The sequence below is a fragment of the Saccharopolyspora antiqui genome (genome assembly GCF_052246905.1).
Taxonomy (GTDB): Bacteria; Actinomycetota; Actinomycetes; order Mycobacteriales; family Pseudonocardiaceae; genus Saccharopolyspora.
Genome location: NZ_JBQQBO010000015.1, coordinates 192,392 through 206,371, shown reverse-complemented (window position 1 = coordinate 206,371; position 13,980 = coordinate 192,392). Strand labels below are relative to the sequence as shown.

Annotated in this window: 13 protein-coding genes and 1 pseudogene; 6 read left to right on the top strand and 8 right to left on the bottom strand. The window is 68.4% G+C overall.

Annotated features, from left to right (window positions below; translation table 11 throughout):
• A pseudogene (locus tag ACTWQN_RS23590) lies at positions 1–124 on the bottom strand (superoxide dismutase); the annotation flags it as partial.
• A gap of 184 nt (positions 125–308) precedes the next feature.
• Positions 309–1,679 carry a S28 family serine protease gene (locus ACTWQN_RS23585; RefSeq protein WP_443205717.1) on the bottom strand — a complete coding sequence of 457 codons (1,371 nt, stop codon included), beginning with the start codon at positions 1,677–1,679 and terminating at the stop codon, positions 309–311.
• A gap of 148 nt (positions 1,680–1,827) precedes the next feature.
• Here ACTWQN_RS23585 and ACTWQN_RS23580 point away from each other — a divergent pair, with 148 nt between their 5' ends.
• Positions 1,828–2,223 (top strand): PPOX class F420-dependent oxidoreductase, encoded by a 396-nt coding sequence (locus tag ACTWQN_RS23580; protein WP_443205716.1) that lies wholly within the window; start codon positions 1,828–1,830, stop codon positions 2,221–2,223.
• A gap of 100 nt (positions 2,224–2,323) precedes the next feature.
• On the opposite strand, the gene ACTWQN_RS23575 is transcribed toward ACTWQN_RS23580, so the two are convergent.
• Both ACTWQN_RS23575 and ACTWQN_RS23570 read right to left on the bottom strand, forming a co-directional pair.
• Positions 2,324–3,280: a coiled-coil domain-containing protein gene (locus ACTWQN_RS23575; RefSeq protein ID WP_443205715.1), complete on the bottom strand. Its 957-nt coding sequence runs from the start codon at positions 3,278–3,280 to the stop codon at positions 2,324–2,326.
• Between the two features lie 287 nt (positions 3,281–3,567).
• Positions 3,568–4,125 (bottom strand): TetR/AcrR family transcriptional regulator, encoded by a 558-nt coding sequence (locus tag ACTWQN_RS23570; protein ID WP_443205714.1) that lies wholly within the window; start codon positions 4,123–4,125, stop codon positions 3,568–3,570.
• 445 nt (positions 4,126–4,570) lie between these two features.
• Between ACTWQN_RS23570 and ACTWQN_RS23565 the strand changes: the two genes are divergently transcribed.
• From ACTWQN_RS23565 to ACTWQN_RS23555, 3 genes are all read left to right on the top strand, one after another.
• Entirely contained in the window at positions 4,571–6,064 is a 1,494-nt protein-coding gene (locus ACTWQN_RS23565) for an aldehyde dehydrogenase family protein (RefSeq protein ID WP_443205713.1), read from the top strand.
• 312 nt (positions 6,065–6,376) lie between these two features.
• Positions 6,377–7,915 (top strand): APC family permease, encoded by a 1,539-nt coding sequence (locus tag ACTWQN_RS23560; RefSeq protein ID WP_443205712.1) that lies wholly within the window; start codon positions 6,377–6,379, stop codon positions 7,913–7,915.
• Between the two features lie 19 nt (positions 7,916–7,934).
• Positions 7,935–9,485 (top strand): GMC family oxidoreductase, encoded by a 1,551-nt coding sequence (locus ACTWQN_RS23555; protein ID WP_443205711.1) that lies wholly within the window; start codon positions 7,935–7,937, stop codon positions 9,483–9,485.
• Positions 9,486–9,660: 175 nt separating this feature from the next.
• Here the strand turns inward: ACTWQN_RS23555 and ACTWQN_RS23550 are convergent, their stop codons facing one another.
• From ACTWQN_RS23550 to ACTWQN_RS23535, 4 genes are all read right to left on the bottom strand, one after another.
• Entirely contained in the window at positions 9,661–10,035 is a 375-nt protein-coding gene (locus tag ACTWQN_RS23550) for a VOC family protein (protein WP_443205710.1), read from the bottom strand.
• Positions 10,032–10,619 carry a TetR/AcrR family transcriptional regulator gene (locus tag ACTWQN_RS23545; RefSeq protein WP_443205726.1) on the bottom strand — a complete coding sequence of 196 codons (588 nt, stop codon included), beginning with the start codon at positions 10,617–10,619 and terminating at the stop codon, positions 10,032–10,034. Before ACTWQN_RS23545 ends, ACTWQN_RS23550 begins: the two co-directional genes overlap by 4 nt.
• Positions 10,620–10,954: 335 nt before the next feature.
• Positions 10,955–11,590, bottom strand: a complete 636-nt coding sequence (locus ACTWQN_RS23540) for a cyclase (protein WP_443205709.1) — start codon at positions 11,588–11,590, stop codon at positions 10,955–10,957.
• Between the two features lie 529 nt (positions 11,591–12,119).
• Positions 12,120–12,653: a DinB family protein gene (locus ACTWQN_RS23535; protein ID WP_443205708.1), complete on the bottom strand. Its 534-nt coding sequence runs from the start codon at positions 12,651–12,653 to the stop codon at positions 12,120–12,122.
• 103 nt (positions 12,654–12,756) lie between these two features.
• Between ACTWQN_RS23535 and ACTWQN_RS23530 the strand changes: the two genes are divergently transcribed.
• Positions 12,757–12,942 (top strand): hypothetical protein, encoded by a 186-nt coding sequence (locus tag ACTWQN_RS23530; RefSeq protein WP_443205707.1) that lies wholly within the window; start codon positions 12,757–12,759, stop codon positions 12,940–12,942.
• Positions 12,939–13,979, top strand: a complete 1,041-nt coding sequence (locus ACTWQN_RS23525) for a phosphotransferase family protein (protein ID WP_443205706.1) — start codon at positions 12,939–12,941, stop codon at positions 13,977–13,979. Before ACTWQN_RS23530 ends, ACTWQN_RS23525 begins: the two co-directional genes overlap by 4 nt.
• Position 13,980: the final 1 nt, after the last annotated feature.

The following is a 13,980-nucleotide window of genomic DNA, read 5'->3' as shown; positions in this document are numbered from 1 at the left end:
CATTCGCACCCTTGACATACGCCGCGTGATGCTTGCCGTGGTGCAACTCGTTGATCTCACCAGCGATCGCCGGCTCCAACGCCGCGTAGTCGTAATCCAACTCCGGCAAAACGTACTGGGCCATCGTCGTTCCCTTCACTGGTCCTGCCCGGTCGACCAGAGTCTGGAACTTCCAGTGCGCTGCAGGTCAATGCCACCGTCGCGGTGGCGTCGATCACGTTCCACCTAATGGACGGGCAGCCGGGCCGTGGTGGGTCCAGCACCTGTCCTCGGACTTGTTGCGGGGCGCACCGCTTCGCGGACAGCGCTCAGATCGGACGGCGGACGAGCGGTTGGGTGTCCAGCCTGGTGATCCGCAGGATCGGCACTTCGACGTCGGCCCAGCGGCGCAGGGTCGCTTCGGCTTCGGCGCGCTGCGGCTCGGGCAGTCCAGCGATCTTGGCGCCGTGGTTGGCGCCGGGGACCAGGTAGCTGTAGGAGTCGCTGGTACCAGATCCGAGCTCGAAGGGTTCCGCGCTCCACGGGTCGCGCTCGCCGTTGACGAACATCAGCTCCGAACCCTCGTCCCGGACCCACGCGTCGACCGACCGCATCGCGCCGACCTTGAACCGCATCGGGATGTCGCGGGGCACCAGGTTGCGGGGTTGGCCCAGCTCCCGGTGGTGCAGCAGATCGGCCAACGGCTCGTCGGAGACGTACGGCCAGCCCAGCTGCGTACCGGCCTGGTAGAAGTACGGCGTGTACGGTTCGATGCCCTGGTCGGTGTAGAAGGAGAACTGCACGGTCTCGTCGAAGAACGCGTAGATCTCGTCGGTGCTGGCGGTGGGCGCCGGGATCTTGGCGCAATCCTGCTGGCCGCGGTACTGCCAGAACGCGAACGGCGCGTCGAGCACCACCATCTCCAGGCCCCGGTCGATGTCGCCGATGATCCGGTCGAAGGTCAGCCCCTCGGAGTCGGCGTAGGCGCGGAACTTCGCCAACATCTCCTCCCGCCGCAGCAGCGCCTCGCGCTGCACGGCGCTCAGCGCATCGCGGCAGGCCGGGTCGGTGCCGACATCGGCCAGGAACGCGTCGTAGCGGTCCTGGTCGTTGTCGACGTCGTTGGGCGCCACGTACGCGACGGTGCCGGCCACGTCGTCGGGGTAGAACCGGCGGTGGTAGACCGCCGTCATACCGCCCTTGCTGGCCCCGGTGGTGATCCATTCCTGCTGGTAGACCTGGCGCAGCGCGGAGATCACGCGGTGCTGGTCGGTGGCGGCCTGCCAGATGTCCAGGTCGCTCCAGTCGGCGGGCTGCGGCCGGGACGGGGTGAAGAACCGGTGTTCCAGGCTGACCTGGTTGCCGTCGACCAGTTGGGTGGGCTCGGTGCGGGTGGCCTCGGCGGGCAGGTCGTAGCCGGTCGTGTAGAGCACGGTCGGCCGCTCGACATCGCGGTGCAGCAGGGTGAGGCGTTGTTGGAAGCCACCGGCTTCCGGGTGCCGGTGGTCGTTGGGCTGCGCGAAGGTCAGGTCGAACAGCCGGAATCCCGGTTCGGTGGGCCGTTCGCCGACGACGGTCAACCCGGGCACCGCCGCCAACTTCTCCCGGATGTCCTCGTGCGCCGGGGCAGCCCCCACCGGTGCTCCGACGAGCAGCATGCCGCACGTCACCGCGATGGTGACCAGACCGCGCAAGTTCACAACGCCTCCCGTCGCGCCAAGATCACCACGCAACCTAGTTCCTAAAGCACTGCGGCGGGAAGGTTTCGGCGTGTTCTCGCCGCCTGCCGCGATCTCTGGTGGAATCCTCCCGCAGGCTGCCGAAGCCGCCTCTTGGAAGGACGAATCGATGCCGAACGAAGCCATGCCACCGGACGTGCTGGAGCTGCTGTCCCGCCCCAATCCGGCGGTGATCGCCACCGTCAACGCTGAGGGCGCGCCGATCACAGTGGCCACCTGGTACCTGTGGGACGGCGGGAAAGTGCTGGTCAACATGGACAGCAGCCGGGTCAGGCTGAAGCACCTCAGGGCTGATCCGCGGGTGTCGTTGACCGTGCTGGACAACGAGGACTGGTATCGGCACATCAGCCTGCGCGGCCGGGTGGTCAGCCTGGAGGACGACCCGGACCTGACCGACATCGACCGGTTGGCCCAGCACTACCGAAACGAGCCGTACCCGGTCCGCGACCAGCCACGGGTCAGCGCCTGGATCGAAGTGGACAGCTGGCACAGCTGGGGCCGCTGACCGACCCCGCGCCCGTGCTTCCGGCGCTGGTGAGCGGAACTTCCGCCTGGTACACGACCGGGCGGAAGTTCCGCTCACCAGCCTCGCCGGAACGAGGCCGTCAGGCCGGGCTGGTGGCCGCGTCGGCTTCCTGCGGCACCGGCTCCTCGTCGCGCTGCTTGGGCACCTTGACGACCTCACCAGCGGGAACGTGTCCGTTGTAGACGGTTTCGCCGACGTAGGTGTCCGATTCCTCGCTGGGCGCGCCAGCCTCCGCCGCCGCCAGGAACGGCTCCGCCGCGCCCAGCACCTGCTGCGCGGCGCGGACCCGCTGCGCGAGGGCCTGGCGCATCCGCAACATCGTTTCGGCGTACTCGTCGGCCCGCCGAAGCCGCCGCTCGGCTTCCGCGCTGGCCTCCCGGACTCGGCGCTGCGCCTCGTTGCGGCTGGCCTGCTCGCGCTCGGCCAGGATGCGCATCGCCTCTTCCCGGCGCGCCGCCATCGAAATCTCGAAGTCGTGCTCGACCTGGGTGCGCCGCAGCTCCGCGTCGGTGTCCAACCGGCGACGGCACTGCTCGGCCTCCCGCGCCATCGCCTGGACCTCTTCGCGAGTGCGCGCCAACATCTCGTTGCGCTGCTCCTCGGACTGGCGGCGCCATTCGTCGGCCTCGGCAACCAGCTTCTCGTACCGGTTGCGCAGGTCGGCCGCGGCCTGCTCGGATCGAGCCCACTCGTGTTCGGACGCGGCCTGCGCAGCGGCGACGATCTCGTTCGCCTCGTCCTGCGCGAGCCGGACCATCCGGCGTAACCGGTCCGAGAGGGCGGCCGCGTCTATCGGCGAGCGCGCCTGCTCGTCGAGCTGCTGCTTGAGCAACTCGACCTCGGCGCGCGCCTCGTTGAGCTGCGCGGTCAGATCGCTGACCTGGCTGAGCGCCGAGTCGCGGTCTTCGGTGACGAGCCGGATCTCGGCCTCGGTCTGCTGGATGTAGAACTTCACCTGGGATCGTCTGAACCCGTACCAAACCGTGTCGAAATCCGACTTCAGAGGTACCAGTTCGCGGTCTTCGATGTGCCTCACGGTCTCACCCCACTCGGTTGATCAACATTGCTGGGAGCGAGCCACGCCCCGACGCGGCAAGTCCGTTGTACACCGGGGAAGCGTCCTGCGATGTGCTCCGCCGGACTGAATCGATCAGTCCTGGCAGCTCGCGGATGCGCGGTGCCACGGATCGCTGGCACACATTCTCCACCGGGGCGGCGAGCGAGATCAACTCCCCGAATTCCGGTCAATGCAACGGTCATCCGATGTTGACCATCCCGACACCAGGGGCAAATTCCCTGCTGGAATCAGGTTTTCACGCCGGGTCACAGCACCCGGCGAAATATCATCTCGATTTCGTCTCGGCTCGGCACCGATTCCCGGACGATGCCCTGCAGCAGCAAACCGCAGAACACCGCCGACAACGCGCGACCGGTCGCCGAATCGGTGTAGGAGGCGAACAACTCCGCCAGCGCGGCATCCCATTCCTGGCTGACCCGGCGCAACGCAGGCTTGTGCAGCGCGGCGATGTAAAGCTCGTGCTCGACCGCGGTCTGCGAGCGCGCCGGGCCGAGGTAGTGCAGGACCAGATCGGTCAGCGCGACGGCGAGATCACCGTCGCGGTCCAGCCGATCGGCCCACTCGCGCAACTGTTCGACGTCATCGTCGGCGGACTGCCGCAGCGCGCTGGCCAGCAGATCGTCGAGGGTGGCGAAGTAGTACGTCGTCGAGCCCAGCGGAACACCGGCCGCAGCCGCCACGGCACGATGCGTGAGCTTCTCCACGCCGCGTTCGGCGACGACCGTGATCGCGGCGCGAGCGATGCGCTCGCGACGGGTCGGGTCCTTGCGGCGCGCGGCTGGCGCGGGCTGGGTGGTCGACATGAGTTCGGCGTTTCCTCCCGTGTGTCCCACAACGCCGTCCAGCCTGCCATGCCGACCGCCGAATGCAGTGCGGTCCAACTCACCCGCGCGGCGTCCGCGCTGTTCATCCCGCGGTTTCCGAAGCTCGACGGCGTCCGCGACAACCCATTGATGTACAGATGTACAGCAGTGGTGTTAGGGTCTTCGGCGGCGCTGCGGCGGACACTTGAGTGAAAGTCCGCCACCGAATGGACCACCAGGAGGTGAAATCCCGCAAAACCGCGGGTCGGCGGTCGGCGAATTCGGCGAATTCAGCACCGATCCGGCAGCCGCGGCGCATTCATCGCCGCGCATTCGGTGGCGGGCTGATCCGGATCGCGGCAATGTATGCCGCATCGGCACCAGGGTGCGCATCGGGGCAGTTCTGGTGCGAATGGCACAACCGACAGCACGAGGAAAACGAACCATGTCGCAAGCGGAGAATTCAGCAGCCACGCTGTTCATCGACGGCGAGTGGGTGTCGGCCGTGGACGGTCGCACCCGCGAGATCCGCTGCCCCGCTGACGGCGCGCTGGTCGCAACCGTCGACGAGGCAGGCCCGGCCGACGCCACCCGCGCCATCGCCGCCGCGCGCCGCGCCTTCGACGCCGGAGCCTGGCCGGCCACCTCCCCGTGGCAGCGCGGCGACCTGCTGCTGCGGGTCAGCGACATCCTGGTGCGGGACAAGGCCGCCTTCGCCCGCGCCGAGTCGCTGGACACCGGCAAGCGGCTGGTCGAAAGCGAATACGACATGGACGACATCGCGGCCTGCTTCCGGTACTTCGGCAAGATCGCCGGTACCGACGCGGGACGCCTCGTCGACACCGGCTCGCCGGATTCGATCAGCCGCGTGCAGTACGAACCGGTCGGCGTGTGCGCCATGATCACGCCGTGGAACTACCCGCTGCTCCAGGTGGCTTGGAAGGTCGCCCCGGCGATCGCGGCGGGCGACACCTTCGTGCTCAAGCCCAGCGAGCTGACCCCCAGCACCTCGATCCTGCTGATGCGCGCGCTGACCGAGGCCGGGCTGCCCGCCGGGGTCGGCAACCTGGTGCTGGGCACCGGCGCCGAGGCCGGTTCGGTGCTGGTCGAGCACCCGGACGTCGACCTGGTGTCGTTTACCGGCGGCCTGCACACCGGGCGCAAGATCTCGGCCGCCGCGGCGGCGACGGTGAAGAAGGTCGCCCTGGAACTCGGCGGCAAGAACCCGAACGTCGTGTTCGCCGACGCCGACTTCGAAACCGCGGTGGACTACGCGCTGACCGCGGTGTTCCTGCACTCCGGGCAGGTGTGCTCGGCGGGCGCCCGGCTGATCGTGCAGGACGAACTGCACGATGCGCTGGTCGACGAGATCGTCCGGCGCGCCGAGCGGATCCGCATCGGCGGGCCGTTCGACGACGACGCCGAGACCGGGCCGCTGATCTCGGCCGCCCACCTGCGGAAGGTGGACGACTACGTGGCCAAGTCGGTCGCCGAGGGCGCTGTGCTGCGCACCGGTGGCCGCCGCCCCGAAGGCGAGCGCTACGCGGCCGGGCACTACTACCTGCCGACGGTGCTCGACGAGGTCCGGCAGGGCTCCTACGCGGTCACCGAGGAATCGTTCGGACCGGTGCTGACCGTGGAGCGCTTCACCGACGAGGACGACGCGGTGCGCATCGCCAACGACACCCACTACGGTCTGGCCGGCGGGGTGTTCACCGGCGATCCGGGCAGGGGGCAGCGGGTGGCCAACCGGCTGCGGCACGGCACCGTCTGGATCAACGACTTCCACCCCTACCTGCCGCAAGCGGAATGGGGCGGTTTCAAGCAGTCCGGCATCGGACGCGAACTCGGCCGAACGGGACTCGGCGAGTACCAGGAGGCGAAGCACGTCTACCAGAACCTGCGCCCCGCGCCGCAGCACTGGTTCTCCGAAGAATAAGGAGGAACCTCGCCCGCTGTGGTGACCTGAGCACCGCAGCAGCCACGCGGCTGCTCCAGCCGCGCGCAGCTCAACTCACCTGAAGCGGATTGTTCGCGCGACGCAACACAAACCACCCGATTCCTCCCCTTTCCGTATCCGGCGGGCTGGCATGACCGGGAAAGGAGTTCCGGACATGAATAGCAATGTGTCAACGTCAGTCCTGCTCAACCGCACCTCAGGGGACCGTGACGCAAGCCAGCCACAAGAAACCACGCTACGGGAGATTGGGCGGGACGCAACCACCACCGCAAATCCCGGAGAGGCGGACGAGTGCCCGATTACGACGCCGAGCTCAACAAGTTCGGCTACACCAACAAACTGAAGAGAAGCCTCGGCGGGTTCCACACCTTCGCCGCCGGGATCAGCTACATCTCGGTGCTGACCGGCACCTTCCAACTGTCCTACTTCGGCCTGTCCTTCGGTGGCCCCGCCTACTGGTGGTCCTGGCCGATCGTGTTCGTCGGGCAGTTGATGGTGGCGTTGAGTTTCGCCGAGCTGGCATCGCGATACCCGATCGCGGGATCGGTGTACAACTGGGCGAAGAAGCTGGGTGGCCAGCACATCGGCTGGCTGGCCGGCTGGATGATGCTGCTGGCCTCGATCGTGTCGATCTCGGCCACCGCGCTGGCCTACCAGAACACGCTGCCGCAGATCTGGTCCGGCTTCCAGTTCATCGGTGACGGCAGCAGCGGCACCGACCAGGCGGTCAACGGCATCGCGTTGGCGCTGGTGCTGATCCTGTTCACCACCCTGGTCAACGCCTTCGGCGTGAAGCTGATGGCGCGGATCAACAGCGCTGGGGTGCTCATCGAGCTCGTCGCCGCGGTGCTGCTGATCATCGCGCTGGCGCTGGTGGCGGTGCACCCACCGACCATCGTGCTGGACACGGGCGGCACCGAGTCCGCATTCGGCGGCAGCTATCTCAGCGCCTTCCTGGTCGCCGGGATCGCCTCGTCGTACGTGATGTACGGCTTCGACACCGCGGCGTCGCTCGGCGAGGAATCCATCGACCCGCACCGCAACGCCCCCAAGGCGATCCTGCGGGCGCTGATCGCTTCGTTCATCCTCGGCGGTCTGATCATCCTGCTCGGACTGATGGCCACCCGGAACTTCGCCGCGCCGCAGCTGGCCGAAAGCGGCCTGCAGTTCGTGCTGGGCGACGCGCTCGGCCCGCTGGTCGGCCGGTTGTTCCTGCTGGCGATCTTCGTGGCCATCACGGTCTGCGTGCTCGCGGTGCACACCGCGGCGATCCGGATCGCCTTCGCGATGGCCCGCGACAACGCGCTGCCCGCCGGTTCGCTGCTGGCGCGGGTGAGCCCGCGCTTCCAGACGCCGATGATCCCGGCGGTGGTCATCGGGGTGCTCGCGGTGGCGCTGCTGGTGGTCAACATCGGTCAGCCGCAGATCTTCACCGCCGTCACCAGCCTGGCGATCATCCTGATCTACATCTCGTACCTGCTGGTCACGGTGCCGATGCTGATCGCACGGCTGCGCGGTGAGTGGTCGGCGCCGCGGGAGGAGGCCAAGCGCGACGGCCGGTTCAGCCTGGGCAAGCTGGGGCTGCCGATTAACATCCTGGCGGTGCTGTGGGGCGTGGCCATGACGGTCAACCTGGCGTGGCCGCGGCGCGCGGTCTACAACGCCGAGCCGCCCTACCACTGGTACCTGCAGTACAGCTCGGTGCTGTTCGTCGGAGTCGCGGCGGTCGGCGGGTTCGCGTACTACTGGTTCGTCCAGCGGCACCGCGTCGGTGTGCTCGTCGAGCACGCCGCCGGGTCCACTTCGGACGTCAAGAGCGCGGTCGCCTGAGCGGAAGGAGATTCGATCCATGACAGACCAGTTCGACTACGTCGTGGTCGGCGGCGGTAGCGCGGGTGCGGCGGTCGCGGCACGGCTGTCGGAGGACCCCGAGGTGTCCGTCTGCCTGCTCGAAGCCGGACCTTCCGATGTCGGCGACAAGGCGATCCTGGAACTCAAGCGCTGGATGGCGCTGCTGGAATCCGGCTACGACTGGGACTACCTGATCGAGCCGCAGGCCAACGGCAACTCGTTCATGCGGCACGCGCGGGCCCGGGTGCTCGGCGGCTGTTCCTCGCACAACTCCTGCATCGCGTTCTGGGCCCCCGCCGAGGACCTCGACGAGTGGGCCGCGATGGGCGCCACCGGTTGGGCCGCCAAGGACATCTTCCCGCTGTACCAGCGGTTGGAGACCAACGACGGACCGGGCGAGCACCACGGCCGCAGCGGACCGGTGACCATCCGCAGCGTCCCGCCGCGCGATCCGTGCGGTGTCTCGCTGCTGCTGGCCTGCGCGCAGGAGGGCATCCCGACCACGGAGTTCAACTCCGGCAAGACCGTGCGGCACGGCGCGAACTGGTTCCAGATCAACGGGCGGGAGGACGGCACCCGGTCGTCTTCGTCGGTGTCCTACCTGCACCCGATCATGGGCAAGCGGCCGAACCTGGAGATCCGCACCCAGGCCTGGGCCAAGAAGATCACCTTCGACGGCACCCGGGCCACCGGTGTGCAGTACCTGGATCCGGACCTGATCCACACCCGCACGGTGACCGCGCGCCGCGAGGTGGTGCTGTCCGCGGGCGCCATCGACACCCCGAAGCTGCTGATGCTCTCCGGCGTCGGCCCGGCCGAGCACCTGCGCGAGTTCGGCATCGACGTGCTGGTCGACTCCCCCGGCGTCGGCTCCAGCCTGCAAGACCACCCGGAGGGCGTGATCAGCTGGGACGCCAAGCAGCCGATGGTCACCGACGCCACCCAGTGGTGGGAGATCGGCATCTTCACCACCACCGAGCCCGACCTGGACCGGCCGGACCTGATGTTCCACTACGGTTCGGTGCCCTTCGACATGCACACCGTTCGGCAGGGCTACCCGACCTCGGAGAACAGCTTCTGCCTGACCCCGAACGTCACCCGCGCCCGGTCCACCGGCACGGTCCGGCTGCGCACCCGGGACTTCCGGGACAAGCCGAGGGTCGACCCGCGCTACTTCACCGACCCGCACGACATGCGGGTGATGACCGAGGGCATCAAGCTGGCCCGCCGGATCGTGGCGCAACCGGCGATGCGCGACTGGGCCGGTGCCGAACTGTTCCCCGGCCCGGACGTGCGCACCGACGACGAGATCGCCGACTACATCAGTCGCACCCACAACACCGTCTACCACCCGGCCGCGTCGGTGCCGATGGGCGCCGACGACGACGCGAGCAAGCCGCTGGACGCGCGGCTGCGGGTCAAGGGCGTGCGGGGCCTGCGGGTCGCGGACGCCTCGGTGATGCCGTTCCTGGTCGCGGTGAACCCGAACATCACCACCATGGCCATCGGCGAGAAGTGCTCCGACCTGCTCAAGGAGGACAACCGCTGATCGTCCCGTCCGGCATCCGGTGCAGAAACCCGCATCGCATCAGGGGTTCTGCCGCCCGTGCCGGGTAGCGCACAACAAAATACGGACACTGCGGTTCCCCCGAACCGCCCCGATGTCCGTGCGCTGCGAAGGCCCCTCCGGTCCCCCGTCCCGGAGGGGTCTTCGCATTCGCGGATCACGCCGGGGACATCACCTCGTAGAGGTTCCCGGTGTCATCTCTGAAGAACAGCCCGCGAGGACACAGTGGATGGTCGATGCGGCCGTTGTCCGGCTCCCGTGGATTGCTGCCGTATGGCACGCCGCCTGCTTCCAGCCGGGTGCGGATCTGGTCGAACTCCACCGGTGCCACGTCGAACGCGAGGTGGTGCGGTTCGGCCTCGGGTGCGGTCATGAACTGCAGGGTCAGCGAGTCGTTGATCTCAACGGGGGCGAACTTCCCGTCGATGCCGTCCGGTGGCAGGCGTCGCAGGCCCATGATCCCGGCGAAGAATTCAGCCGCCGCGTCGTTGTCCCGCGCCGGGACGATCGTGTGGTTCAGGGTGATGGTCACTTGTCCTCCGCGAATGCGCCGTGCAGGAAAAGGCCGACGAGTTCGGCGGGCTCCACTTCAGCAGCGGCCTCACCCATGCGTGACCGCATGAACATGAAACCGAGGAACATCGCGGCCAGCTTGTCCGGCGGGAGCCGCAAGCAATCCCGTTCCGGCTCGAAGAGTTCCGCCATCGCTGCGCGGACTTGGTGCTGTCCCCGCTCCCGGTCGCCCGGCCTCGGCTCGTTCTTGCCCACCCGGCGGCTGCGCGACCCGTGCGGATGCCCGGAGGCCTGCAACGCTCCGATCACCGCGCCCATCCGCTCCAGGTGCGCAGACAACGCGTCCGCCGCATTGACGAGGCGCTCCGCCAGCGGCTCGTCGAGCGAGATCGACTCGATCTCCCGCGCCGCCTGATCCGGTCGAACCGCCTCCGCCACGCACGCCCCCAACAGCTCGTCCTTGTCCTCGAAGACCCGGAAGATCGTCGCCTCCCCGATTCCAGCGGCCCGCGCGATTTTCTTCGTCGTCACCGCTGCGCCGTACTCGGCGACCAGGGGTACCGCAGCCGCGATGATCATCGCTCGCCGCTCTTCCGGACTCATCCCCGGCGCCCGGCGCCGACTCGTCGCTTCTCCCATGCCCGCCACCGTACGGAGTGAGTATTCACTCCGTCAAGCACCAAGTGAGTGCTCACTCCGATGGTGGAAGCGGCGAGTTGCCTGGCTGGTAAGGGGCAGAAAACTTAAAACACAAGCTCAGGTCGGGTCGATGTAGCGCATCACGAGGGTTGCGGTGACCTCGGCGTCGAGGGCTTGGTAGACGTGGTCCACCCCGCCGTCGAAGCGGATGTAGTCGCCAGGGCCGCGCGGTGACCGCCCGGAAGAACTGGCGGAGAAGTGACGGCGGGGCGCACCGAATGCGCCCCGCCGTCGGGTGGTCAGCCGATCGTCGTGGTGGTCAGGACGGGGTTGGGGTTCGGGAAGCAGCGCGACGGCACGTTGGTGTCCCCGATGATCGTCGACACCACCGCGGTGAAGGTGAGGCCGGGATCGTCGTGGCTGGTGCCGTGCAACTTGGTCTCGATCGCACCGGAGGGTCCAGCCGTCAGGTGCACCGTCACGGTCGGCAGCTCGAACTCCGAGCCGCCCGGGATCGGGCCGTCCAGGTGCAGCGTGGCGACACCGCCGTCCACGGTGAAGGTCGGCGGATTCGGTCCCAGGTTGGACCCGCCGGTGAGATCGGCGGAGACGAAGGTGGAGTTCGCCGGGATCGGGATCCTCAGGTCGATGCCCTCCACCCGCTTCACCGTGTAGCCGTTGACCTCGGAGGGCAACGTGTTCAGGCCCGGGTCGATCAAGACGTCCAGCGCGCCGCCGGGGGCGACGGTGGCCGGAGCGGTGACGTCGGCGGCCTGCTGCAGGCTGAACTGCTGCTCCCCCACCGGGGAGTCACCGGCGCAGTCGAAGTTGATGTCGAAAGCGGCGGCCAGGGCTTGCGGAGTCAACGCGAGCGCTGCGACCGCGGCGAAGGCCGCAGCGGTTGCGGCGCGTCTGCCACGAAGAACGGACTTCATTGGCCTCACCTCGCAAATTCGGGGAAAAGGTGCGGGCCGCGCGGCGACCCGAATACTTACCGACGAGTAAAGTCGGCGTCAACGCGACTGATTTTCCCGGCGTTCCCACCTTTTCGCCGCCGCGACGGCGGGTAGAGCACCACTCCTACGGAAACCGCCGATCAGGTGAAATCCGTTGCGACATAAGAGTTTCCATCGATGCGCCAGCGCCAGGACCGGCCACGCCCGGTCACCGACAAGCGGCCGGTGGGGTTACTCGCACGCTCACCCGAACCAGAGCAGGTCGGTCCACTGTGCCCATTCGCCCCGGGAATCCCCCGACAACCCCGCCACCACCGGGCGACCGGAGGAGCGGCATCCTCCACGACCGATACCGCCAGGCATCCGAACTGTCCGGTCGGTGTTATCTAGCACCTGTCGCCGAAGGTGCCCGGCTGGCCCCAACCGCTGTGGTTGCCGATTTCGCGCAATCGGCAACCACAGCGACACGCGGAACGAGTTCAAGGACACGCACCGCCACCGGAAGGCGTCAGGCGAAGCTGCGGCCGCCGGAGGCTCGGTACAGGTCGCGCAGCAGGCACACCTCGGCTCCGTGGTGGAAGAACTCGCGGTTGAGGTGCAGCACCAGCGTGAGGTAGGCCCGCTCGGCGTACGCGCCTTCGGCCGGGCCGACCGGTTTCGCCCAGCCCTCGGCGTCGAGGGATCCGATCCCGTTGCGCCACAGGTCCTTCTGCTCGTCGAGGTAGGCCAGCGCAGCGGCCGCACTGCCCGGGTAGTCGTGGTTGTCCATCCGGTACGAGCCGTCGCCGAAGTGGTTGCTGGCGCGCAGCGCGAAGACGTGCCCGGCGATGTGGTTCAGCCGCCAGGCGAGGGTGGTGAACGGCGGCGGCACCGGCTCCGGGTAGCCGAAGTCCATCGCCCAACCGTCGTCGACCCGGCGCAGCGACCAGCAGTCGGCGACCGGCTCCCAGAAGTACTCCTCGTCGGTGAGGCCGTCGAGGCGCGGGCGCCAATTCATCCAGTAGAAGTCGAACTGATCGAGTACCTCGGCTCGCCAATCCATCAGGCCAGCCTAGAGCGCCCGCCCGACACCGGCGAAGCATCCGACCCGGACCCCTCCGACCAGGGTCTGGCGTGCATACCGTCTAGTCGGTACGGTCCTTGGCATGGGTTCCAGCGACGTGACCCCGACCATCCGGGCGGCGGTCTCCGACCACCGCGCCCCGAGCACCGAGGCCGCCCGGCGGCGCGGCCTGCCCGGGATGCCGCGAACCGACGTCACCGGAACCCGCGCCCGGCTCACCGAACCGGCCCGCGACCGGGTCGCCCCGCAACACGAGGAGAGCCGATGAGCGCCCAACCGCCGCCCGGCGAGCTGCCCGGCCTCGACCTCGACCGGCTGCGCGCGCACCTCGACGCCGAGCGGCCCGGCCTGGTCGGCGGACCGCTGACCGGCGAGCTGATCCAAGGTGGACGGTCGAATCTGACCTACCTCGTCAGCGACGGCGGTTCGCAGTTCGTGGTGCGCCGCCCGCCGCTGGGGCACGTGCTGGCCACCGCGCACGACATGAGCCGCGAGCACCGCGTGATGTCCGCACTGGCCGGAACGCGGGTGCCGGTGCCCGAAACCCTCCTGCTGTGCCAGGACGACAGCGTGCTGGGCGCCCCCTTCTACGTGATGGAGTACGTGCCGGGCACCGTCTACCGCACACCTCAGCTGACCGAGAAGCTGGCCCCGCAGCAGCGCTTCGAGCTGTCCTGGCAGCTGATGGACGTGCTCGCCGACCTGCACGCGATCGCACCCGACTCGGTGGGGCTGGGCGAATTCGGCCGCCCGGAAGGCTTCCTGGCGCGGCAGGTCCGCCGCTGGAGCAAGCAACTGGCCGCCTCGCACAACCGCGACATCGACGGCATCGACGAGCTCGCCACCCGGCTGGCGGCGACCATCCCCGACACGCCGCGAGCCGGGATCGTGCACGGCGACTACCGCCTGGACAACGTGATCGTCGGCGACGACCTGCGCATCCGCGCCGTGCTCGACTGGGAGATGGCCACCGTCGGCGACCCGCTCACCGACCTCGGGCTGCTCGCGGTGTACTGGGAGGGCTTCGGCGGTGTGGAGCGCAACCCCATCGCCAAGGGCATCGGCCCCGAGTACGGCTTCCCCACCGCCCGCCAACTGCTGGACCGCTATGCCGCCCGCAGCGGCACCGATCTGTCCGACATGGACTGGTACGTGGCGTTCGGCTTCTTCAAGATCGCCGTCATCCTGGAAGGAATCCACTACCGCTACATCCACCACCAGACCGTCGGCGAGGGCTTCGAGCACGTCGGCGCGCTGGTCGCGCCGCTGGTCGCGCAGGGTCTCGCCACCCTCAAGGAGGTATGAC

Bases quoted from the DNA above. Each gene is read 5' to 3' on its own strand.
- ACTWQN_RS23580 (WP_443205716.1), top strand. From the start codon at position 1,828: ATGCCGAACGAAGCCATGCCACCGGACGTGCTGGAGCTGCTGTCCCGC.
- ACTWQN_RS23570 (WP_443205714.1), bottom strand. From the start codon at position 4,125: ATGTCGACCACCCAGCCCGCGCCAGCCGCGCGCCGCAAGGACCCGACC.
- ACTWQN_RS23565 (WP_443205713.1), top strand. From the start codon at position 4,571: ATGTCGCAAGCGGAGAATTCAGCAGCCACGCTGTTCATCGACGGCGAG.
- ACTWQN_RS23555 (WP_443205711.1), top strand. From the start codon at position 7,935: ATGACAGACCAGTTCGACTACGTCGTGGTCGGCGGCGGTAGCGCGGGT.
- ACTWQN_RS23545 (WP_443205726.1), bottom strand. From the start codon at position 10,619: ATGAGTCCGGAAGAGCGGCGAGCGATGATCATCGCGGCTGCGGTACCC.
- ACTWQN_RS23540 (WP_443205709.1), bottom strand. From the start codon at position 11,590: ATGAAGTCCGTTCTTCGTGGCAGACGCGCCGCAACCGCTGCGGCCTTC.
- ACTWQN_RS23535 (WP_443205708.1), bottom strand. From the start codon at position 12,653: ATGGATTGGCGAGCCGAGGTACTCGATCAGTTCGACTTCTACTGGATG.
- ACTWQN_RS23530 (WP_443205707.1), top strand. From the start codon at position 12,757: ATGGGTTCCAGCGACGTGACCCCGACCATCCGGGCGGCGGTCTCCGAC.
- ACTWQN_RS23525 (WP_443205706.1), top strand. From the start codon at position 12,939: ATGAGCGCCCAACCGCCGCCCGGCGAGCTGCCCGGCCTCGACCTCGAC.